This is a genomic window from Rhodococcus sp. NPDC060086 (assembly GCF_042730275.1).
Lineage (GTDB): Bacteria > Actinomycetota > Actinomycetes > Mycobacteriales > Mycobacteriaceae > Rhodococcus.
This window is the reverse complement of sequence record NZ_JBHWWZ010000009.1, coordinates 122,399-144,514: the sequence shown is the minus strand read 5'-3', so window position 1 is coordinate 144,514 and position 22,116 is coordinate 122,399. Positions and strand designations below refer to the sequence as shown.

16 protein-coding genes and 1 tRNA gene are annotated in these 22,116 nt (G+C 65.7%); 12 read left to right on the top strand and 5 right to left on the bottom strand.

Going from position 1 to position 22,116, the window contains the following annotated elements:
* Positions 1 to 56: 56 nt before the first annotated feature.
* From gdhA to ACFWB0_RS08480, 4 genes are all read right to left on the bottom strand, one after another.
* Positions 57 to 1,400, bottom strand: coding sequence for an NADP-specific glutamate dehydrogenase (gene gdhA / locus ACFWB0_RS08495; protein ID WP_378489989.1), 1,344 nt, complete (start codon positions 1,398 to 1,400; stop codon positions 57 to 59).
* Positions 1,401 to 1,689: 289 nt separating this feature from the next.
* Positions 1,690 to 2,118 carry a DUF1801 domain-containing protein gene (locus ACFWB0_RS08490; RefSeq protein WP_378489988.1) on the bottom strand — a complete coding sequence of 143 codons (429 nt, stop codon included), beginning with the start codon at positions 2,116 to 2,118 and terminating at the stop codon, positions 1,690 to 1,692.
* Between the two features lie 103 nt (positions 2,119 to 2,221).
* Positions 2,222 to 2,295: transfer RNA gene (locus ACFWB0_RS08485), tRNA-Arg, on the bottom strand.
* Between the two features lie 49 nt (positions 2,296 to 2,344).
* Positions 2,345 to 3,064, bottom strand: a complete 720-nt coding sequence (locus ACFWB0_RS08480) for a DedA family protein (RefSeq protein ID WP_378489987.1) — start codon at positions 3,062 to 3,064, stop codon at positions 2,345 to 2,347.
* Positions 3,065 to 3,354: 290 nt separating this feature from the next.
* Here ACFWB0_RS08480 and ACFWB0_RS08475 point away from each other — a divergent pair, with 290 nt between their 5' ends.
* The 7 genes from ACFWB0_RS08475 to ACFWB0_RS08445 all read left to right on the top strand — a co-directional run bounded on the left by ACFWB0_RS08475 (position 3,355) and on the right by ACFWB0_RS08445 (position 12,302).
* Entirely contained in the window at positions 3,355 to 4,242 is an 888-nt protein-coding gene (locus tag ACFWB0_RS08475) for an FAD binding domain-containing protein (protein WP_378489986.1), read from the top strand.
* Positions 4,242 to 4,730, top strand: coding sequence for a (2Fe-2S)-binding protein (locus ACFWB0_RS08470; protein WP_378489997.1), 489 nt, complete (start codon positions 4,242 to 4,244; stop codon positions 4,728 to 4,730). Before ACFWB0_RS08475 ends, ACFWB0_RS08470 begins: the two co-directional genes overlap by 1 nt.
* Positions 4,727 to 7,138: an aerobic carbon-monoxide dehydrogenase large subunit gene (locus ACFWB0_RS08465; protein WP_378489985.1), complete on the top strand. Its 2,412-nt coding sequence runs from the start codon at positions 4,727 to 4,729 to the stop codon at positions 7,136 to 7,138. The genes ACFWB0_RS08470 and ACFWB0_RS08465 overlap by 4 nt, the downstream gene beginning before the upstream one ends.
* A gap of 55 nt (positions 7,139 to 7,193) precedes the next feature.
* Positions 7,194 to 8,075 carry an XdhC family protein gene (locus tag ACFWB0_RS08460; protein WP_378489984.1) on the top strand — a complete coding sequence of 294 codons (882 nt, stop codon included), beginning with the start codon at positions 7,194 to 7,196 and terminating at the stop codon, positions 8,073 to 8,075.
* A complete protein-coding gene (locus tag ACFWB0_RS08455) occupies positions 8,072 to 8,971 on the top strand; it encodes an AAA family ATPase (RefSeq protein WP_378489983.1) in 900 nt (299 codons plus the stop codon). The genes ACFWB0_RS08460 and ACFWB0_RS08455 overlap by 4 nt, the downstream gene beginning before the upstream one ends.
* On the top strand, positions 8,968 to 10,173 hold the full coding sequence (locus ACFWB0_RS08450; RefSeq protein ID WP_378489982.1) for a VWA domain-containing protein: 1,206 nt from the start codon (positions 8,968 to 8,970) through the stop codon (positions 10,171 to 10,173). The genes ACFWB0_RS08455 and ACFWB0_RS08450 overlap by 4 nt, the downstream gene beginning before the upstream one ends.
* Before the next feature lie 95 nt (positions 10,174 to 10,268).
* On the top strand, positions 10,269 to 12,302 hold the full coding sequence (locus ACFWB0_RS08445) for a cytochrome c oxidase assembly protein (RefSeq protein WP_378489981.1): 2,034 nt from the start codon (positions 10,269 to 10,271) through the stop codon (positions 12,300 to 12,302).
* Positions 12,303 to 12,321: 19 nt separating this feature from the next.
* On the opposite strand, the gene ACFWB0_RS08440 is transcribed toward ACFWB0_RS08445, so the two are convergent.
* Entirely contained in the window at positions 12,322 to 13,158 is an 837-nt protein-coding gene (locus ACFWB0_RS08440) for a tryptophan-rich sensory protein (RefSeq protein WP_378489980.1), read from the bottom strand.
* 155 nt (positions 13,159 to 13,313) lie between these two features.
* On the opposite strand from ACFWB0_RS08440, the gene ACFWB0_RS08435 reads away from it, so the two are divergent.
* The 5 genes from ACFWB0_RS08435 to ACFWB0_RS08415 all read left to right on the top strand — a co-directional run bounded on the left by ACFWB0_RS08435 (position 13,314) and on the right by ACFWB0_RS08415 (position 21,990).
* On the top strand, positions 13,314 to 14,408 hold the full coding sequence (locus ACFWB0_RS08435; RefSeq protein ID WP_378489996.1) for a lipase family protein: 1,095 nt from the start codon (positions 13,314 to 13,316) through the stop codon (positions 14,406 to 14,408).
* 129 nt (positions 14,409 to 14,537) lie between these two features.
* Positions 14,538 to 16,211: an energy-dependent translational throttle protein EttA gene (gene ettA, locus ACFWB0_RS08430; protein WP_378489979.1), complete on the top strand. Its 1,674-nt coding sequence runs from the start codon at positions 14,538 to 14,540 to the stop codon at positions 16,209 to 16,211.
* A complete protein-coding gene (locus tag ACFWB0_RS08425) occupies positions 16,204 to 16,635 on the top strand; it encodes an acyl-CoA thioesterase (RefSeq protein WP_378489978.1) in 432 nt (143 codons plus the stop codon). Before ettA ends, ACFWB0_RS08425 begins: the two co-directional genes overlap by 8 nt.
* A gap of 125 nt (positions 16,636 to 16,760) precedes the next feature.
* Complete coding sequence (locus ACFWB0_RS08420; RefSeq protein ID WP_378489977.1) at positions 16,761 to 21,551, top strand: NAD-glutamate dehydrogenase; 4,791 nt, start codon at positions 16,761 to 16,763, stop codon at positions 21,549 to 21,551.
* Between the two features lie 4 nt (positions 21,552 to 21,555).
* Positions 21,556 to 21,990, top strand: a complete 435-nt coding sequence (locus ACFWB0_RS08415; protein WP_378489976.1) for an acyl-CoA thioesterase — start codon at positions 21,556 to 21,558, stop codon at positions 21,988 to 21,990.
* The last annotated feature ends 126 nt before the right edge of the window (positions 21,991 to 22,116 follow it).

Sequence of the window (22,116 nt, the reverse complement as noted above, 5' to 3'; positions counted from 1 at the left end):
GCCCTGGTGGATGACCACCAGGGCTGCGAGCTTTCACAGCAGATCTGCGAGCGTCGTCAGATGACGCCGAGCGCGAACATCGCGTCGGCGACCTTCACGAAGCCGGCGATATTCGCGCCGTGCACGTAGTCGCCCGGCTTGCCGTACTCGGCAGCGGTTTCGATGCAGCGTCCGTGGATGTCGCGCATGATGCCCGCGAGGCGCTCGTCGGTGTAGTCGAAGTGCCACGAATCGCGCGACGCATTCTGCTGCATCTCCAGTGCGGAGGTGGCGACGCCACCGGCGTTGGCTGCCTTGCCGGGAGCGAAACGAACGCCTGCCTCGCGGAACACCGCCACACCGCCGGGGGTGGTCGGCATGTTCGCGCCTTCGGCAACGACCTTGACACCGTTCTTGACAAGGGTCTTGGCGGCGTCCTCGTCGAGTTCGTTCTGGGTGGCGCAGGGGAGCGCGATATCACACGGCACGGTCCAGATGTTGCCGTCGGCGAAGAACTCGGCGTCGGTGCGTTCTTCCGCGTATTCGCAGATACGGCCGCGACGGATTTCCTTGATCTCCTTGAGGAGACTGCAGTCGATGCCGTTCTTGTCGTAGATGTAACCCGAGGAGTCCGATACCGCGACGACCTTGCCGCCGAGCTTGTGGATCTTCTCGATCGCGTAGATCGCGACGTTGCCCGAGCCGGACACCACTGCGGTCGATCCCTCGATGGAGTATCCGCGGGCCTTGGCCATCTCAGCGACGAAGTATGCGACACCGTAGCCGGTGGCTTCCTTGCGGACCTGCGATCCGCCCCAGGTGAGACCCTTGCCCGTGAGGACACCGGACTCGTAGGAGTTCGTCAGACGCTTGTACTGGCCGAACAGGTAGCCGATCTCGCGGCCGCCGACGCCGATATCACCCGCGGGGACGTCGGTGTACTCACCGATGTGGCGCTGCAGTTCGGTCATGAACGACTGGCAGAAGCGCATGATCTCCTGCTCGGAACGGCCCTTGGGGTCGAAGTCCGAGCCGCCCTTGCCGCCACCGATAGGCAGGCCGGTGAGTGCGTTCTTGAAGATCTGCTCGAAGCCGAGGAACTTCACGATGCCGAGATTTACACTCGGATGGAAACGCAGGCCGCCCTTGTAGGGGCCGAGCACGCTGTTGTACTGCACGCGGAAACCACGGTTGACGTGTACCTGACCGTGGTCGTCGATCCACGGCACACGGAAGATGATCTGCCGCTCGGGCTCGCAGAGACGCTCGATGAGCCCGGAGTCGAAGTAGGAGGGGTGCCGTTCGAGCACTACGTGCAGAGACTCGAATACCTCGGCCGCAGCCTGATGGAACTCGGGCTCGCCCGCGTTGCGGGCCTTGACCTGTTCATAGATCTCTGCGATGCGGTCCGAGGTCGACACGCCCACCTACCTGACTGTGAGAAGACTGTTACACCGTATTTACGTCGTGAACTATAGGGGCCGAGTACTGCTCTCCGGTAATCCGGTGCCCTCGTGCGATAAGGAACACAGGTGTCGCGGCGCCTGAATACGTGCGTGCCGGGGTTGCCGAAGCAGAACATTCGGAGACTGTGGATTCGACGCGATTCTGCCCTGCACGCCGCGTGCTCGTCGCGGTCGGTCTACCGAGGTGAACGCAGAGATGTAGGGCTGCTGCACGGCACGAGATACGGTTGTGGCCAGCGTGGATTCACATGTTCTCGCCCGGGAGGCGACTGGCCTGCTCGATCCACGAGCGAAGCCGGTCCTCGTCCAGTTCCTCGTCCTCGTGGATGTCGAGGTAGCGCACCTCGTCGTGCTTGGAGGCCTTCGGTGGGACGGGGGCGAGTGACGTCCCTCGGAAGAACTGCACCTGCACATACTTCGTGTAGCAACGGAACGAGAGAAACCAGCCGTCCTCTTCGAATCCGTAGAACGGCTGGTTCCACTTGACTGCCTTGTGCACATCCGGAACCACGTCGACGACGAGTGCGTCGAGGCGCTCGCCGATATCGCGTTTCCACTCGGGCATAGCGGTGATATACGCCGCGACAGGGATGTTTCCCTCACCCTTGGGGATCTGAGGATTGCCACCCGAGAGCAACTTCGGCCCCGCGTCGTTCTTCTTGTGGCCGGTCATCGGCGACCTCCTGGAGCAGAGCTCGTGCACAGGATTGCAGTGCACATACAACGACATCGATTGTATGGCGATCTGCGCCTAGGTCGGGGACTGCGAAAGTGGGTGCCCCCGGCAGGACTCGAACCTGCGACCTAGAGATTAGAAGGCTCTTGCTCTATCCAGCTGAGCTACGGGGGCGCGGCCAAAATCTTAACGGGGCCGCGACGTCGGGCGCGGAGAGGGTCTCTCACACGGTGCGGGTGGGCCCCGGGTCTCCGGAATCCTCGGTGTTCGCCTCGGTGTTCGCCTCGGTGTTCGCCTCGGTGGCGTCGTCGGACGGCGACGCGGAGTCCGATTCGTCGACCACGTCCACCTTGCCCGCATGCAACCTCTGCATCACGTGGTCGACCCCGATGCCCAGCAAGACGGCGACGCAGATCGAGACGACTGCGCCGAGGAGCGGCTGGTCGTGGAAGAACCCGCCCACGAGTCGTCCCATCATCGACGAGTACACCGCCCAAGTGATCCCTCCGATGATCGTCAGCGGCACGAACTTCTTCCGCGGATAGCGCGTAGCTCCGGCTGTCATGTTCACGGCGATCCGGCCGATCGGGATGTACCGAGCGGTGATGATGATGGCCGCGCCGCGCTTGTCCAGACCGTGGCGCGCCCACGCGAACGCCTTGCGGGTCCGGGGCTTGCGCATCCATGCGAAGCGTTCGGTGCCGACCTTCCGTCCGATCGTGTAGGCGATGTTGTCGCCGATGATCGCGCCCAGTGCTGCGAGCGGTATGACCATCCAGAGATACGGCTTACCGGTCGAGCCCGAGAGCGACGCGAGGGTGACGAGAATGGTCTCGCTCGGCACCGGGGGGAAGAAGCCGTCGATGATGCAGACGACAAACAGAAGAGGATAGACCCACAGGGCTGCTGCCTGGCCGATGATGAGTTCGTTGATCACGTCCATGGGGGCGGTGATGCTCCTGTCGGGTCACAGAGGTTACGGCTTCTACGGTATTCGCAGTCGAGTGGAAGCACACCAAGGTGGCTACTGATCCTTGTCCCGAGGCGGGCGTCTCGATCATGCGTGCGATGTGATCGCGCACATTCGATGCGGGTACCGAAATGGGGATTAGTCGCAATAGTCCGGTTTCGACGCCGGAAACCGTTGTCGGCGCTACCCTGAGCAACACAGCGGATGGGGATACATGCCGCATGTCCGTTGTGGTGGGATCCACCCTAGGCAGGGAGCGACACATGCAGGTTCCAGGACCCTTCGGCTACGAGCGCGCCGTAGACGTGAAACACGCGATAGCTCTGCTCGAGCGGTTGGGTGAGGAGTCCCGAATCATCGCGGGAGGCCACAGTCTGCTGCCCATGATGAAACTCAGGCTCGCCGATCCGGAGCATCTGATCGACATCAACGATCTCGGCGACGAACTCGCCTACATCGAGCTCGAGCCGGAGATGGCCCGTATCGGAACACTGACCCGTCACCGCACGCTGCTCGAGTCCGACGACCTCGAAGCCGTGTTCCCGATCTTCCGGGACGCAGAGAAGGTCATCGCCGACCCGGTAGTGCGCAACCGCGGCACGATCGGTGGCTCGCTGTGTCAGGCAGACCCTGCCGAAGACCTCTCGACGGTGTGCTCGGTGCTCGATGCCACGTGTGTCCTCCGCGGACCGTCGGGAGTGCGCGAGCTGTCGTTCGCGGACTTCCACCTCGGTCCCTACCAAACAGCGGTTGCACCCGATGAGCTCCTCGTGGAGGTCCGCCTGCCGCGCAAGGGCGCCGGTTCGAGTGCCTACGCGAAGGTGGAGCGCCGCGCAGGCGACTGGGCAGTCGCAGCGGCGGGCGCCGCCGTGTGGATGTCCGGCGACGCCATCACGGACGCCCGTGTCGGCCTCACCGCTGTCCGGGCCGATGCGGAGGCACTCGCGGCGATCACGGATCTGCTCCGCGGTGAGGCTCCGTCGGAGGAGCTGTTCCGCGAGGCCGGAGCGATCGCATCGGCCGCATGCTCACCGGAATCCGATCAACGTGGCACCGCCGAATACAAGCGCCACCTCGCCTCGGAACTGACCGTGCGGACGCTACGCCGCGCGGTCGCACGACTCGGCTCGCTCGAAGGGAATCGACCTTGATGAAGATCTCTATGACGGTCAACGGTGAAGACGTCGAGGCCGACGTCGAACCGCGTACGTTGCTCGTCCATTTCCTCCGCGACCATCTGCAGCTGACCGGAACCCACTGGGGTTGCGACACCAGCAATTGCGGGACGTGCGTCGTCTCGATCGACGGCGAACCCGTCAAGTCGTGCACGACTCTTGCTGCGATGACCGCCGGCCATGAGGTGCGGACCGTCGAGGGCCTCGAGAAGGACGGCGTTCTCGATCCGGTGCAGGAAGGCTTCATGCAATGTCATGGACTCCAGTGCGGATTCTGCACACCGGGCATGATGATCACCGCTCGCGCGCTGCTCGACCGAGATCCGGACCCGGACGACGCGACGATCCGTGAAGCGATCTCCGGTCAGATCTGCCGGTGCACCGGCTACACCACGATCGTGCGCTCGGTGCGGTGGGCGGCCGAGCACTCGAACTCCGACAAGGATGCGGAGGCCACGTCATGACCGCTGTCGAATCGGACCGCGAAGTCCAGGAAACAGGAGATCCGGCAGCTGTGGACAACGACAGTAAGCCGTGCGGTCACGGTCGCATGCTCCGAAAGGAGGATCCCCGGTTCATCCGCGGGCAGGGCCAGTACGTCGACGACATCCGGCTGCCCGGCATGCTGCACATGTCGATACTGCGTTCTCCGGTCGCGCATGCTCGGATCGTCGGCATCGACACCTCTGCGGCGTTGGCGCACCCGAGGGTCAAGGCCGTCATCACCGGTGCCGACCTTGCGGAGAAGGGTCTGGCGTGGATGCCGACCCTGTCCAACGACGTGCAGGCCGTGCTCGCCACCGACAAAGTGCGGTTCCACGGTCAGGAGGTCGCGTTCGTCGTGGCCGAGGACCACTACTCGGCACGCGACGCGCTCGAGCTCATCGATGTCGACTACGACATCCTCGAACCCGTCGTGGACGTCCGCACCGCACTCTCGCCCGAGGCACCCATCATCCGCACCGACCTCGAGGGCAAGACCGACAACCACTGCTTCGACTGGGAAGCAGGCGATGCAGCGGAGACCGACGCGGTGTTCGCGCGCGCCGACGTCGTCACCCGCCAGGAGATCGTCTACCCGCGGGTGCACCCGGCACCCATGGAGACCTGCGGAGCGGTCGCCGACTACAACCGGGTCACCGGCAAGCTCACGCTGTGGTCGACGACGCAGGCACCTCACGCCCACCGCACGTTGTACGCGTTGGTCGCGGGTCTGCCCGAACACAAGATCCAGGTGATCTCACCCGACATCGGCGGCGGATTCGGCAACAAGGTTCCGATCTACCCCGGTTATGTGGGGGCGATCGTCGCGTCCCTCGTGATCGGCAAGCCCGTCAAGTGGATGGAAGATCGCAGCGAGAACCTGATGAGCACAGGTTTCGCACGCGACTACATCATGGTCGGCGAGGTCGCGGCGACCCAGGACGGCAAGATCCTCGCGATCCGGACTCAGGTTCTTGCAGACCACGGTGCGTTCAATGCCACGGCCGCACCCGTGAAGTACCCGGCCGGGTTCTTCGGTGTGTTCACCGGCAGCTACGACATCGAGGCCGCCTACTGTCACATGACGGCCGTCCACACGAACAAGGCGCCAGGCGGCGTCGCGTACGCGTGCTCGTTCCGGATCACCGAGGCCGTGTACCTGGTCGAGCGGCTCGTCGACTGCCTCGCATTCGATCTCGAGATGGATCCGGCGGAGCTGCGGCTGAAGAACCTGTTGCGACCCGACCAGTTCCCGTACACCAGCCAGACGGGCTGGAAGTACGATTCGGGCGACTACGAGACCACCATGCGCAAGGCCATGGGCATGATCGGCTACGACGATCTGCGTCGCGAACAGGCCGAGCGCCGGGCCCGCGGTGAGTTGATGGGCATCGGCATGGCGTTCTTCACAGAAGCGGTCGGGGCGGGCCCCCGCAAAGACATGGACATCCTCGGTCTCGGCATGGCCGACGGCTGCGAGCTCCGTGTGCACCCGACCGGCAAAGCGGTGGTGAGACTGTCTGTACAGAGCCAGGGGCAGGGGCACGAGACCACGTTCGCGCAGATCGTCGCCGAGGAGATCGGTATCCCGCCCGACGACATCGATGTCGTGCACGGCGATACCGACAACACTCCGTTCGGTCTCGGCACCTACGGCAGCCGGTCGACGCCGGTGTCGGGTGCGGCGGCAGCTCTCGTCGCACGTAAGGTGCGCGACAAGGCGAAGATCATTGCTTCGGGGATGCTCGAGGTCTCCGTCGCCGACCTCGAATGGGACAAGGGCTCCTTCCATGTCAAGGGCGATCCGTCCGCGGCTGTGACGATTCAGGACATCGCGATGCGCGCACACGGTGCCGGCGACCTCCCGGAAGGGCTCGAAGGGGGTCTCGAAGCCCAGATCTGTTACAACCCGGAGAATCTCACCTATCCGTACGGTGCATACTTCTGTGTCGTCGACATCGACCCCGGCACCGCCGAGGTGAAGGTCCGTCGATTCCTCGCGGTCGACGACTGCGGTACCCGGATCAACCCGATGATCATCGAGGGCCAGGTGCACGGGGGCATCGTCGACGGCATCGGCATGGCCCTGATGGAGATGATCTCGTTCGACGAGAACGGCACGTGCCTCGGCGGTTCGTTCATGGATTACCTGATCCCCACAGCGCTCGAGGTGCCGACATTGGAGACCGGACATACGGTCACCCCGTCGCCACACCACCCGATCGGCGCGAAGGGAATCGGTGAATCCGCCACGGTCGGCTCACCGCCCGCCATCGTCAACGCCGTGCTGGATGCGTTGAAGCCGCTCGGGATCAAGCACGCCGACATGCCGCTGACCCCGTCTCGGGTATGGGAAGCAATGCAGGGCCGGGCGACACCCCCGATCTGATGAACCGAACCGAACCGAACCGAACCGGACCGGCAGAGCGAGAGGGGGAGCGGGCATGGATCTGAACGTCCGTGAGGCACAGCTACGCGAAGACCGGTTGCCGTTCGTGCGGGCGACGGTGGTCCGTGCTCAAGCACCCACGTCCGCTCACTCCGGCGACAGCGCACTCGTGCTCATCGACGGCACGATCGAAGGATTCGTGGGCGGGCAGTGCACCGAAACCTCGGTGCGCGCGGCAGCACAGCAGGCGCTCGACCGGGGCGAGGGTGTACTGCTGCGGGTCCTGCCCGCGGAATCCGACGGCTTCCCGGAGACACCTGGCGCGACGATCGCCGTCAACCCCTGCATGTCGGGAGGAGCGATGGAGATCTTCCTCGAACCACAGTTGCCGCCCACACTCGTTGCGGTGTCGGGCACCTCGCCGATCGCGCAGGCGGTCGCCGACTTCGCCCGCAGGGTCGACTACCTGGTCGAACAGGTCAGCGGATCCTATATCCCGGCCAGCACGTCCGCAGTGATCATCGCGACGCACGGCGGCGACGAAGCCGCGGTGATCCGGGCCGCGCTCGATGCGGGTGTCGGCTACGTCGGTCTCGTTGCGAGCCCCCGGCGCGGCCGTGCGGTCCTCGAAGGGATCGAGTCGAGCGCTGAGGAATGCGCGCGGGTGCACACCCCGGCAGGACTCGACGTCGGGGCGCGGACGCCGGCGGAGATCGGATTGTCGATTGTCGCCGACATCGTGCGAGCTGTGCGCAGCGGCGAACTCCCACGAACGTCCCGAGTCGCGCGTCCGGTGTTGCTGACCGCTGTCGATCCGGTGTGCGGCATGACCGTGACGGTGACGGAGTCGACGCCGCACCTCGTCGTCGCAGGCGCCGACGTGTGGTTCTGCTGCCCCGGATGCCGACGCGCCTACCAGAAGGAACACGCGGCGTGAGCGACTCGACCCGATCGTGGTCTTTCACCGACGTCGCGGAGGTGCTCGCACGGTTCGACTCCCGCGACCACCTCCTCGACGAAGGCACCGCCAGCGCGATATATCTGGCCGCCGAACTGGGTCGGCCGCTGCTCCTCGAAGGAGAACCCGGTGTCGGTAAGACCACCGCGGCGAAAGTGCTTGCAGATGTCCTCGGGAGCAAGCTGATCCGGTTGCAGTGCTACGAGGGGCTGTCGATCTCGGAGGCGGTGTACGACTGGAACTATCAGCGTCAACTGCTTGCCATCCGTCTCGCCGAAGCTCACGGAAGCGCTCCGAAGGAAGACGACCTCTACACCGAGGAATACCTGCTCGAACGTCCGATACTCGAGTGCGTCCGGCATCGGGGCGATGCTCCGGCCGTCCTCCTGGTCGACGAAATCGACCGGGCCGACGATGAATTCGAGGCCCTCCTGCTCGAGTTCCTCGGTGAGTTCAGCGTCACCGTCCCCGAACTCGGAACACTCACTGCCGCACAGCGGCCCGTCGTGGTTCTGACGTCCAACCGCAGCCGCGATCTGCACGACGCATTGCGTCGCCGTTGCCTCTACCACTGGATCGACTACCCCGACCGTGAACGCGCCGTCGAGATCCTGCGGCGCACGGTGCCGCAGGCGAACGCGGCGCTCATCGGGCGGGCCACCGATTTCGTGGCCGCGGTACGCGGACTCGACCTCGACAAGGCCCCCGGCATCGCGGAAACCATCGACTGGGTGTCCGCGCTTTCGGCGCTCGGCGTCTCGGACCTCGCGCGTCCCGGCGCCGGCGTGTCGTTGGCGGCGCTCGCCAAAACCCCCGACGATCGCGATGCAGTGGGGGAGGCCTTCACCGATTTCGTGGTGGCCGGTTCACCGTGACCGCCTTTCTGCTTCCCGGGGTCGATCTGGCGGCGTTCGCGGTGGGTCTCGCCGATCGGCTCCGTCGATCCGGTATTGCCGTGACGGTCGACGGTGCCGCGACACTGACTCGGGCACTGTGCCTGCATCCTCCGCGCACTCGTTCGCAGCTGTACTGGGCGACGCGGCTCACTCTCGTCGACCGACACGAGAACCTCGAGAAGTTCGACGCCGTGTTCTCGGCAGTGTTCGACCACGGCATGGTGCCGATGGATCCGCATGCTCGCCGCGCCGGACTCCACGACGGTGGGCACGACCGGTCGTCGACGACTTCCTCGACCGTCGGTCGCAGTCGCTTCGAGGCGGGCGGCGATCTGCCGTGGGTGACACGCACCGTCACCGGTGCTCTCAGCGAACGGTCGTCGGAGGACAGTCCCAGACCCGGCGACCGGATTCCCAGCGCCCTCGAAGCTGTCGCCGATCAGCGTTTCTCCGACCTCGATCCCGCACGCCTGGCCGAGATCTCCTCGTGGCTCGAGCATGCCGCGGTGACGTGGCCGACCCGGGTCGGCCGCCGACGCGAATCGCATCACACTGGACGGCTCGATCTGCGTGCGAGCATCGCGGCATCGCGACACACGGGGTACGAACCGGTACGGCTCGTCCACACCCGATCTGCGCGGCGTCGTCGTCGACTCGTGCTGTTCTGCGACGTGAGCCGCTCGATGCGCACCTATGTCGACATCTATCTACATTTGATGCGCGCTGTCGTGCGCACCGGAGATGCCGAGGTATTCGCATTCTCGACCACGGCGGCCCGTGTGACACCGACGTTGAGGAACCGGTCCGTCGAGCAGGTGATCGACGCCGTCAACGACCACGTCGAGACGCGTTTCGGTGGTACCAGGATTGCAGGATCACTCTCTTCTGTTCTGCGTTCCCATCGTGGCCATTCATTGCGGGGCGCGATCGTCGTGATCGCATCGGACGGGTGGGACAGCGACGATCCGGACGACCTGGCTCGGGTCATGACACAGATCCGGCGACGCGCGCACCGGGTGGTGTGGCTCAATCCGCGCGCCGGTCTGCGCGACTTCGCGCCGTCGACCGGTTCGATGGCTGCGGCCTTGCCTCACTGCGACGCGCTGCTTCCCGCCGACACGCTCGCTGCTCTGCGCGACGCGATCGACGTGGTGCTCGGCCCGCCCTACCGCCATGCATAGTTGCCTGCCCACAAGTTCGCCGTACTCCTCGGTGGTGACACGAGTCTCCGACACGGCGTCGTAGCCGGATTCTGCGAAGTCCTACCCTGGTAGACATGGCAACACCCGATCTCGAGCGGGAGGCACCGCTGCCCGCTCCCACACCTGCGCGCGGCAACCCCTCTGCGCTGTTCGTCCTCTTCGGCGTCGTCGCGGCCATTGTTGCGGCGATAGTCGTGGGTCTGTCGGCAGCGCAGGCGCTGGTCATGCTCGGCATTCCCGACCCCGGTCCGCTCACCACCTACGGACTTCCGATGGTGCGCGCGGTGTCGGAGATCGCGACGGTTCTGACCATCGGATCGTTGTTCTTCGCGGCGTTCCTCGTTCCTCCGCAAGCCGGCGGGGTCCTGGACGTCGGCGGATATCGCGCGGTGCGGACCGCAGGTGTCGCCGCGGTGGTGTGGGCGGTCACGGCAGCGCTGATGGTGCCGTTGACACTGTCGGACACCTCGGGCCAGCCGCTGACCGAGGCGATCAAACCGGAGAACCTGTTCGCGGCCCTCGGGCAGGTCGAGACGGCCCTCGCGTGGGCCTGGACCACCGTGCTCGCGTTGATCACAGCGATCGTGACCCGGCTGGCCCTGCGCTGGTCGTGGACGCCCTATCTGCTGTTGCTCTCCCTCGTGGCGTTGATGCCGATCGCGCTCACGGGGCATTCGTCTACCGGCGGCTCACACGACATGGCCACCAACAGCCTGGTATTGCACCTGGTGGCGGCGTCGGTGTGGGCGGGCGGGTTGTTCGCAGTACTCGCTCACGCGTGGCGGCGAGGCGAGCACTCCGACCTGGCGGCCCGCAGATTCTCGTTCGTCGCGAGCATCGCGTTCGTGGTGATGGCGATCAGCGGCGTGATCAACTCGGCGGTGCGGGTGCCCTTCGACGATCTGTTCACCACCACGTACGGCCGGCTGGTGGTCGCGAAAACGGTGGCCTTGGTCGTGCTCGGTATCTTCGGGTGGGCGCAGCGCCGGCGCGCGCTGCCCGACCTCGAAGCCGATCCGACGAACCGCGGAGCCTTCGTCCGGTTCGCGGCCGTCGAGTCCCTGATACTCGCGGCGACCGTGGGTCTGGCGGTGGGACTCGGACGCACGCCGCCACCCCCACCCGTGAGGGCACCGTCGGTCCTCGAGGTGGAGCTCGGCTACAACCTCGATGCACCGCCCACGTTCATGAACCTGTTCTTCGGCGAATGGCGGTTCGACCTGATCTTCGGCACGGCGGCCCTGGTGCTCGCCGCCGGGTACGCGATCGGACTGCGGACGCTGCGTAAGCGCGGCGACACGTGGCCGATCGGTCGGTCCATCGCGTGGTTCTCGGGATGCTTCGTCCTGCTGGTGACGACCAGCTCCGGTGTCGGGATGTACTCGCCCGCCATGTTCAGCGTGCACATGGGTGCCCACATGGCGATGTCGATGCTCACCCCGGTATTGCTCGCCCTCGGTGGAGCGATGACCCTGGCGTTGCGCGCGTTCAGACCTGCCGGACGCGGCGCCCCGCCCGGTCCGCGCGAATGGATCCTCGAGTTCCTGCACAGCCCCCCGTCACGCCTCTTGACGCACCCGATCGTCGCGTCGGTGATGTTCGTCGGCGGGTTCTATGCGCTGTACCTGGGAGGGATCTTCACCACGTTCGCGGACAGTCACACCGCGCACGTACTGATGAATCTGCACTTCCTGTTGAGCGGCTATCTCTTCTACTGGGTGGTCATCGGTGTCGATCCTTCACCGCGCGACGTGCAGCCCGTGACCAAGCTGGCGATGGTGTTCGGGTCGCTGCCCTTCCACGCCTTCTTCGGCGTGACCCTGATGAGCATGGGCTCGGTGATGGCCGAGCCCTACTATCGCAGTCTCGCATTGCCGTGGAACGCCGATCTGTTCTCCGACCAGAAGGTCGGTGGCAGTATCGCGTGGTCGGCGGGTGAGATCCCGCTCGTACTCGTGATGATCGCGCTGGTGGTGCAGTGGTCGCGCAGTGACCGACGCGTTGCCCGCCGCGTCGACCGGGCCGCCGATCGTGACGACGACGCCGATCTGGCCGCGCACAATGCGATGTTCGCCGAGTTGGCGCGGCGGGATCACGAAGAGCGATAGCGGTCACGATGCCCGGCGGTCACGATGCCTGGCGGTCTCGTGCCCAGAGCCGGACCGCCACGGCGGATACCACTGCGACCGCTGCCGCGACCGATGCGGCCACCGCGGCAGGCGTCGACATCAGCCCACCGTCCTGCGTGCGTGCGATCGCGATCCAGATCAGTCCCCACGCGATTCCGGCCGCGACGGCCAGTCGTCCGCGGCCCGCGAACGCCACCAACACCGACACCGCCGCGACCACCGCAAGCACAATGACGGCCCAGGCGTCCGCGCCCCACCCGAACGGATCGAGATCGGCAGACTCGAGGGCGGCCGCAGTATTGGCCACGGTCGCGACCATGACCCAGCCCAAGTACAGGAACATCGTGCCGTCCACGACGACCGCTTCGAGCGTGGTCGACGGCCTCGAGCGGCTCAGCCCCAGGAAAATGTGAACCAGCACGCCGAGCAGAACCGCAATCACGGCAACACTCACCGCGAGAAGGTCGAACTGGATCGCCAGGATCCACGCGGCGTTGAGAATCATCGACACAGCGATCCACCACCCCAGGGCCCGCTGGCGGGAATCGGCATGGTGGGCCGGTAGCGCCTGCCACACGGCGAGCGCGAGAAGTCCGATATAGATGAGTGTCCAGATCGAGAAGGCGGCGCCGCCTGGGGCGACGGCTGTGGCGTCGGATCCCAGCGCGCCGCCTGCGGCCTCCGCTACCGGTGTGCCTGCCACAGCGCCGGAGCCGAAGAACGACCCGGCTACGGCAACGACCGAGCTCACTGCCACCACGACGACACGTGGGTAATCGGTGCGATGCAACGGATTTTCCGGCGGTGTGGGTGTGAGGGAGGGTGGCTGCGTCATGCGCGCTGACTACCCACAACCCCGAGGCCTCAATCGGGACGTGTTCGGACGAGTCGGGCTGTGTAGCACGTATTGTGCTCGGTGTGTCGAGCAGAAATGGGATGAGCGTTCCTGCTGTGCGCCGGCGAGTGGCGCCGAGCGTCACCGGCGTCGTGATGTGTGTCCTGCTGGCCGTCGCCGTGGTAGTTGCACCACCGGCACACGCGCGGGAGACGCCCGGCGCCGTGGTCTCGGTCGAATCGCCGGCAGACGAACTGTCGGTGCCCGGTGCCTCGAGCACTCGGAAGATCACCTACCGGACGCAATGGCGTTCCGGGGCGGACACGGTCGGTACCGGTGTGCTGTTCCTGCCGCCCGGCGAGGCACCCGAGGGCGGGTGGCCGATTCTCGCGTGGGCGCACGGCACGACCGGGCTGTCGGATTCCTGTGCCCCATCGCGTAATCCGCGCAGTGCCCGCGACACCGCCTACCTCGACCACTGGCTGGGGCAGGGCTACGCGGTGGTGGCAGCCGATTACCCAGGGCTGGGCAGTGAAGGACTTCACCGTTACCTGGACGGACAGAGCGCCGCGAACAGCATCGTCGATCTCGTTCGCGCCGGCCGCGCGGCCGAACCGAACCTGTCCGGCGAGTGGGTCGTGGTCGGACAGTCGCAAGGTGGCCACGCTGCGCTCCACACCGCGCACCTCGCGACCACACGTGCGCCCGAACTCGACTTCCGTGGCACGGTGACCACCGGTGCACCGTCCAATCTCGAACTGGTCTTCCCTCTCGGTTTCCCGGGATTCCCGAACCTCGGTCTCGACGGCCTCACCACGTTCAGCGCCTACATCTTCGCCGGGCTCCGTGACGCGGATCCGGCCTTGGATCTCGACAGCTACCTCACCGATACCGGTCGTGAGGTGCTCGCCGCTGCCGAGGACCTCTGTTACGACGAGCTGACCGAGCGCTACGCAGGCGTGGGCATCGGCGATCTGCTGACGCGACCGCTCTCCGACGACCGGTTCCGTTCCGCGTTCACCGATTACCTGGGAGTTCCCGTCACAGGATTCGACCGGCCGATGTTCCTCGCCCAGGGACTACGCGACACGATGGTGCCGGCTCCGTTGTCGTTCAAGCTTGCCGCCGACCTGACTGCCGGGGGCGCTGCACCGCTGTTCCGCACCTATCCGACGGGGCATTCGGAGACGATGGCTGTGTCGCTGCCCGACACCACACCGTTCGTCGCGGGCCTGTTCACCGCACCTTGACCTACAGCGTCATGGCTCGATGTCACCTCGGGTGCGATGAGCTGCACGAATGTCGCCTTCGGCCATTGCGGGGCGACGGTAGAACCGCAGGATATGGGATCTGCGCGCTTGGCGGATACGCTGGTCTTCATGGCGGAGTTCATATACACGATGAAGAAGGTGCGCAAGGCGCACGGTGACAAGGTAATTCTCGACGATGTCACCATGAGCTTCTATCCGGGCGCGAAGATCGGTGTCGTCGGGCCCAACGGCGCGGGTAAGTCGTCGATCCTCAAGATCATGGCGGGCCTGGACCAGCCCAGCAACGGCGAGGCGTTCCTCGACCCGGACGCCACGGTCGGGATCCTGCTGCAGGAGCCCCCGCTCAACGAGGAGAAGACGGTCCGGCAGAACGTCGAGGAGGGCCTCGGCGAGATCAAGGTCAAGCTCGACCGGTTCAACGAGATCGCCGAGCTCATGGCCACCGATTACTCGGACGAGCTCATGGACGAGATGGGCAAGCTGCAGGAGGAGCTCGACCACGCCAACGCGTGGGACGTCGACTCCCAGCTCGAGCAGGCCATGGACGCGCTGCGCTGCCCGCCCGCGGACGAGCCCGTCACCCACCTCTCCGGAGGTGAGCGTCGCCGTGTCGCGCTGTGCAAGCTGCTGCTGAGCAAGCCCGACCTGTTGCTCCTCGACGAGCCCACCAACCACCTCGACGCCGAGTCGGTGCTGTGGCTCGAGCAGTTCCTCGCGTCGTACCCCGGCGCAGTCCTCGCCGTGACCCACGATCGGTACTTCCTCGACCACGTCGCCCAGTGGATCTGTGAGGTCGACCGCGGCAAGCTGCACCCGTACGAGGGCAACTACTCGACCTACCTGGAGAAGAAGGCCGAGCGCCTCGAAGTTCAGGGTAAGAAGGACCAGAAGCTGCAGAAGCGCCTCAGGGAGGAGCTCGAGTGGGTCCGGTCCGGCTCCAAGGCTCGGCAGACGAAGAGCAAGGCGCGTCTGGGACGCTACGAGGAGATGGCTGCGGAAGCCGAGAAGCACCGCAAGCTCGACTTCGAAGAGATCCAGATCCCGACGCCCCCGCGTCTGGGCAACGTCGTCGTCGAGGTCGACCACCTCGACAAGGGCTTCGACGGCCGTGTCCTGATCAAGGACCTGTCCTTCACCCTGCCGCGTAACGGCATCGTCGGTGTCATCGGCCCCAACGGTGTGGGTAAGACCACGCTGTTCAAGACCATCGTCGGCCTCGAAGAGCCCGACAGCGGCACCGTCAAGGTCGGCGATACGGTCAAGCTCAGCTACGTCGATCAGAACCGCGCCAACATCGATCCCACGAAGAACGTGTGGGAGGTCGTGTCCGGCGGCATGGACTACATCGAGGTCGGACAGAACGAGATGCCGTCCCGCGCGTACGTCAGCGCGTTCGGTTTCAAGGGACCGGACCAGCAGAAGAAGTCCGGGGTGCTCTCCGGTGGTGAGCGCAACCGCCTGAACCTCGCGCTGACCCTCAAAGAGGGCGGCAACCTGATCCTGCTCGACGAGCCGACCAACGACCTCGACGTCGAAACCCTGAGCTCGCTCGAAAACGCGCTGCAGCAGTTCCCGGGCTGCGCCGTCGTGATCTCCCACGACCGCTGGTTCCTCGACCGCACCTGTACCCACATCCTTGCGTGGGAAGGCAACGTCGAAGAGGGCAAGTGGTTCTGGTTCGAAGGCAACTTCGAGGCGTACGAGGCGAACAAGGTCGAGCGTCTCGGCGCCGACGCGGCACGTCCGCATCGGGTCACCCACCGGAAGTTGACGCGTGACTGATCAGGCCGTGCCCGCGACCTCGGTCGAACCCTATCGAGCTCAGGTCGAGGTTCGCTGGGGTGATTCGGATCAGCTCGGACATGTCAACAACGCCAAGGTCGTCGAGTACATGCAGGAGGGACGTATCAAGTTCCTGCAGTCCGACGAGATGCGGCACCTCGCCATTGTGGTGCGGAAGATGGACGTCGAATTCCTTCTTCCCATCAAGTACGAGTCGGGGCCGGTCACCGTCGAGATCACCGCTATGCACGTGGGAAACACCTCCTACACGCTCAGACATACGGTGCGCGACCGCGACGGTGCGGTGTGCGCCCACGGCGACGCGGTCCTCGTCGGGTTCGACATGCAGACCGAGCGTCCGCGTCGCATCACCGACGGCGAACGCGACGTACTCGGCCGGTATCGGGTCGCTGCGACGACCTGACAGCAAGATCGGATCGGCGACGGCCCACGCTTTCGCCTCCTGACATCGGACGCCGCGGATAGGCTCGGCAACGGGCCCGTCCGCGGCGTCCGCGGTTTCGGCGGCAAGCGAGGGGAGTGATGTTGATGTCGGAATCGGCGGCTTCGCGCGATATTTCGTCCACGGTGCGAGTCCTGGAGCGTGCGTACGTGCAGTCCGCGGACGGAATAGACGATCCCGAGGCTGCTGCAGCTGCCCATCTGGAGCTCGGCCTCGACCGCCCCGCAGGCACGGCCACGACCCGTGTCTACCGGCCGGACGACACGGTCGGTGCCGCCGTACAGATCGTCACCGACGACATGCCGCTGCTGGTGGAGTCCGTCACGGCACTGCTCTCCCGTGTCGGCGCGGTGATCGCCGCGCTGGTGCACCCGGTCTTCGCGGTCCACCGCGACCCCGTCGGCGCGCTTCTCGACATGGCCCCGTACGGCGCGCTGCAGGGCGACGAGCCCGCAGAATCGTGGATACACATCCAGCTGCACCCGACCACGCCGTTGGACGTCCTCGCAGGGATCGAGCGTGAAATCGGCGGTGTGCTCGACGATGTGCGGCAGGTCGTCGTCGACACCGATGCCATGCGAGCCTTGCAGAACCGGCTCGCCGAGGAACTCGACGCACTCGCTGCCGCCCCCGCCTCCGTCCACTCGACGGCCGACCTCACCGAGACAGCCGAGTTGCTGCGGTGGCTGGCTCGCGGAAACTACGCAATGCTCGGGTATCGCTGCTACGAATTCGACGAGCGCGACAGCGACGGCGTGAGCCGTTCGCGTGCGATCCCGCACAGTGGCCTCGGTGTGCTGCGCACGGTGTCCGAGACCGCAGATCCGATCGACCTGCCCTCCGAAGTCCATCCCGAACGCCGGCCACTGCTCGTGCTCACTCAAGGTGCTCGTCCCGCGACCGTGCACCGCTCGGTGTATCCGTACTTCGTCGGAGTCGGCATCCTCGATGACGAGGGGCGCACCGTCGGCGAGCATCGCTTCCTCGGCATCCTCACCGTGACGGCGATGCACGAGAACATCCTCGACATCCCGCTGCTCCGACGACGTGCACGCGGCGTCATCGCCCGTGCGGGCGTCGAACTGTCGTCGTACGGCGGCCAGGCGATGCTCGAGATCATGCAGACCCTGCCGCGCGCGGAATTGCTGTCGATGGACCCCGAGACGCTCTACACGACGGTGATATCTGTGGTCGAGATCCGTCGGCAGGTGCGGCTCTTCGTTCGGGTCGACACGTACGGGCGATATGTGTCGTGCCTGGTGTACCTTCCCCGCGACCGGTACACCACCAAGGTCCGGATCAGGATGCAGAACATTCTGCTCGACGAATTCGGCGGTGGCACACTTGATTACACTGCACGAGTGTCCGAAGGCGACCTGGCGCTACTGCACGTCACCGTCCGCTTTCCCGACCATGTGCGTCCCCGCGTCGACACCTCCGAGAGCAACAGGCAACGCATCCAGACGCTTCTCGCGAAGGCCAGCCGCAGCTGGGAGGACCGGCTCGCCGAGGTGGCCGCTAACGATCCGAGTGTCGATCCGGCGCTGGTCCAGCGGTACTTCGACGCCGCCCCCGAGGCGTACAAGGAGGACTTCAGCTCCGAACGCGCGCTCGCCGACCTGATTCGGCTCGAAGCGCTCAGCCCCGGCGACTTCGACACGCTCGTGTACCGGCCCGACACCGATGACCGCCGGAGTTGGCGCTTCACGCTCTACATCGGGTCGGAACCCGTGACGCTCGGCCGGGTCCTTCCGGTGTTGCAGAGCCTCGGCGTGGAGGTCGTCGACGAGCGGCCCTACCTGCTGCACAGATCCGACGGTGTGGACTGCTGGATCTACGATTTCGGCCTGTACCTGCCGGACGACCTCGATCCCGGACTGTTCGACACCGATCCGACTGTCGCGGGCCGCATCACCGACATGTTCGCCGCGGCGTGGCGTGGTCATGCCGAGACGGACCGTTTCAACGAACTCGTGCTCCGTGCCGGACTCACCTGGCGGCAGGCCACGATGCTCCGCGCATACGCGAAATACCTTCGGCAGACCGGGTTTCCGTACAGTCAGTACAACATCGAAGGTGTTCTGCTCGCCGCACCCGGTACGACCGCGCTACTCGTGGAACTGTTTGCATCCCGATTCGATCCGGATCGCGCATCCGACGTCCGCGAGCAGACCATGACCGACGAACTGCTCGAGAAGATCGACGCCGTCACCGGTCTCGTCGCCGATCGGATCTTGCGTGCCCTGCTGTCGTTGATCCGATCCACGTTGCGTACCAACTTCTTCGTGCCTGCGCCGGACGACGAGGCCCGCAGCCGCACCTTGGCGTTCAAGTTCGATCCCAGCGGCATCTCGGAACTGCCGGAACCACGGCCGAAGTTCGAGGTGTTCGTGTACTCACCGGACGTCGAGGGCGTGCACATGCGTTTCGGTGCGGTCGCGAGAGGCGGACTCCGCTGGTCCGATCGCCACGAGGACTTCCGCACCGAAATCCTCGGCCTGGTGAAAGCACAGGCCGTGAAGAACGCGGTGATCGTCCCGGTCGGCGCGAAAGGCGGGTTCGTCGTCAAACGCCCACCGCCGCCCACCGGCGACGCAGCCGCGGACAGGCAGGCCACACGCGCATCCGGCCAAGCCTGCTACCGCCGATTCATCGCTGCCCTGCTCGGCCTCACCGACAACCTCGACCGAGCGAGCGGCACAGCGATTCAGCCGCGGCGAGTGGTACGGCACGACGATGACGACACCTACCTCGTGGTCGCAGCGGACAAGGGCACCGCCACCTTCTCCGATCTAGCCAACTCGGTCGCCGCCGAATACGAGTACTGGCTCGGCGACGCATTCGCGTCCGGAGGATCGGCCGGATACGACCACAAGGAAATGGGGATCACCGCCCGCGGCGCATGGGAGAGCGTCAAGAGGCACTTCCGCGAACTCGGTGTCGACACTCAGAGTCAGGACTTCACAGTGGTGGGCGTCGGCGACATGAGCGGCGACGTGTTCGGCAACGGAATGCTGCTCAGTGAACACATCCGGTTGGTCGCCGCGTTCGACCACCGCCACATCTTCCTCGACCCCGACCCCGAAGCGGCACCGTCGTTCGAGGAGCGCTGTCGACTGTACGAGATGCCCCGCTCGTCCTGGGCCGACTACAACCCGGCTCTCATCGGCGACGGGGGCGGAGTGTGGGAACGCACCCGCAAATCGATCCCGATCAGCGAACAGGCCCGTGCGGCGCTCGGGCTGCCCGCTTATGTCATCGAACTCACCCCGCCAGAACTGATTCGGGCGATCCTGCGCGCGCCCGTGGATCTGGTGTGGAACGGGGGCATCGGCACCTACGTCAAGGCACGATCCGAATCGCACGCCGACGTCGGGGACAAAGGCAACGACACAGTCCGCGTCGACGGCGCCGACCTGCGCGCCCGGGTGGTGGGGGAAGGCGGCAATCTCGGTGTCACTCAACTCGGCCGGATCGAATTCGCCCGCAGCGGTGGAAAGATCAACACCGATGCGATCGACAACTCCGCCGGTGTCGACTGCTCCGATCACGAGGTCAACATCAAGATCCTCCTCGACTCGATGGTCACCTCCGGCAACCTCGACAGCGAGGAACGCAACCCACTGCTCGCATCGATGACCGACGACGTCGCCGAACTCGTGCTTGCCGACAACATCGGCCAGAACGGAGTCCTCGGCTTGGAACGGGTGTCCGCACCCGCGCTGCTCGGCGTGCACCAACGGCTCATCGCCGAACTCGAGAAAGAGGGGCGACTCGACCGCATCCTCGATGCGCTCCCCGACGACACCGAGTTCGAACAGCGAGGCGCAGACGGAGAAGGCCTGAGTTCGCCGGAACTGTCGCAACTGCTCGCCCACGTCAAGCTTTCCCTCGTCGACGACCTGCTCGACACCGACCTCCCCGACAGCGACACGTTCGCGACCCGATTGCCCGGCTACTTTCCGCGCGCGCTCCGCACCAGGTTCCGCGCGGGTATCAGAGCGCACCCACTGCGCAGGCAGATCGTCGCGACGATCCTTGCCAACGACACCGTCGACAACGGCGGCGTCTCCTTCGTCTTCCGCCTCTGCGAGGAGACAGGGGCATCGCGCACCGATGCCGTCCGCGCGTTCGCCGCGGTCACCGAGATCTTCGGCCTGCGTGGAATCTGGGATCGGATCCGATCGGCCGACCTGCCGACCGACATCGCGGACGATCTGCTGCTCGAATCCCGCCGCGTCCTCGATCGTGCGTCGCGGTGGCTGCTGTCGAGTCGGCCACAGCCGTTGGCGGTGGGCGCCGAGATCAGCCGCTACCGGCAGCTGTTCGCGAATCTTGCACCGCAGGTGGGTGAGTGGATGCGCGGTCACCACGTGCGGAACCTCGAGGAACGCACCGAGCGCATCCTCGCGCAGCACGCGCCCCCGGACCTGGTCGCGATGGTCTACCGGCTTCTCGACCAGTTCCCGCTCCTCGACGTCGTCGACATCGCGGACATCGCGGAACGGGAGGAATCGGAGGTCGCGGAGCTGTATTACGCGATGGACGCGCACCTGGGCATCGACCGGCTGCTGTCGGCCGTCACCGAACTCGAACGTGGCGACCGATGGCACTCCCTTGCGCGTCTTGCCCTGCGCGACGAACTGTACGGATCGTTGCGCTCGCTCGTCCTCGATGTCCTCGCCGGCGCCGAGCCGGGGGAGACGTGCCCGGAGATGATCGAAGACTGGGAGATGTCGAACGGCTCGCGGCTCGTGCGGGCGAGGTCGGCCCTCGACGAGATCTTCGCGTCTGGGAGTCTGGACCTGGCCATCCTGTCGGTGGCAGCACGTCAGATCAGGAGCATGGTGCGCACCAGCGCACCCGATCGGAGGTAAACGCGTGAGCGATGCGGGCGAGCAATTCGGATTCCACACGGAAGTCACGGTGCGGTGGTCCGACATGGACGTCTTCCAACACATCAACCACGCGCGGATGGTGACCCTGCTCGAAGAAGCCCGCATTCCGTGGTTGTTCGCCGACGGGCGACCGACCCAGAGCCTGCGCGAGGGCGCCGTGATCGCCGACCTCCACGTCCGTTACCGCGGGCAGTTGCGACACGACGACGGCCCCCTCGACGTCATGATGTGGACCGAGAAGGTGCGCGCGGTCGATTTCACGATCGGCTATGAGGTGCGGCCCGGCGGTGCACCCGCAGACGCGGTGCCGTCGATCATCGCGTCCACCCAGATCGCCGCATTCGACATCGACACGCAGCGACTCCGTCGGCTCAGCGACGAAGAACGCGGCTACCTGCTGAGGTGGAAGCGTGACTGACGGTACGCCGGGATTCGGTGAGCGGGCGGGGGCGGGGCCCCGCCGGGGGCGCCGCCACCCCCCCCCCCCCGTCCCCACCCCCCGCGGGCGGCGCGACCAAGCCGCCGGGGGAAGGTTTTGGAGTGG

Excerpts from the sequence above, each read along its gene's own strand:
- ACFWB0_RS08490 (WP_378489988.1), bottom strand. The coding sequence starts at position 2,118 with ATGACCGGCCACAAGAAGAACGACGCGGGGCCGAAGTTGCTCTCGGGT.
- ACFWB0_RS08465 (WP_378489985.1), top strand. The coding sequence starts at position 4,727 with ATGACCGCTGTCGAATCGGACCGCGAAGTCCAGGAAACAGGAGATCCG.
- ACFWB0_RS08420 (WP_378489977.1), top strand. The coding sequence starts at position 16,761 with ATGTCGGAATCGGCGGCTTCGCGCGATATTTCGTCCACGGTGCGAGTC.
- ACFWB0_RS08475 (WP_378489986.1), top strand. The coding sequence starts at position 3,355 with ATGCAGGTTCCAGGACCCTTCGGCTACGAGCGCGCCGTAGACGTGAAA.
- ACFWB0_RS08445 (WP_378489981.1), top strand. The coding sequence starts at position 10,269 with ATGGCAACACCCGATCTCGAGCGGGAGGCACCGCTGCCCGCTCCCACA.
- ACFWB0_RS08435 (WP_378489996.1), top strand. The coding sequence starts at position 13,314 with ATGTGTGTCCTGCTGGCCGTCGCCGTGGTAGTTGCACCACCGGCACAC.
- ACFWB0_RS08480 (WP_378489987.1), bottom strand. The coding sequence starts at position 3,064 with ATGGACGTGATCAACGAACTCATCATCGGCCAGGCAGCAGCCCTGTGG.
- ACFWB0_RS08440 (WP_378489980.1), bottom strand. The coding sequence starts at position 13,158 with ATGACGCAGCCACCCTCCCTCACACCCACACCGCCGGAAAATCCGTTG.
- ACFWB0_RS08470 (WP_378489997.1), top strand. The coding sequence starts at position 4,242 with ATGAAGATCTCTATGACGGTCAACGGTGAAGACGTCGAGGCCGACGTC.
- ACFWB0_RS08460 (WP_378489984.1), top strand. The coding sequence starts at position 7,194 with ATGGATCTGAACGTCCGTGAGGCACAGCTACGCGAAGACCGGTTGCCG.
- ettA (WP_378489979.1), top strand. The coding sequence starts at position 14,538 with ATGGCGGAGTTCATATACACGATGAAGAAGGTGCGCAAGGCGCACGGT.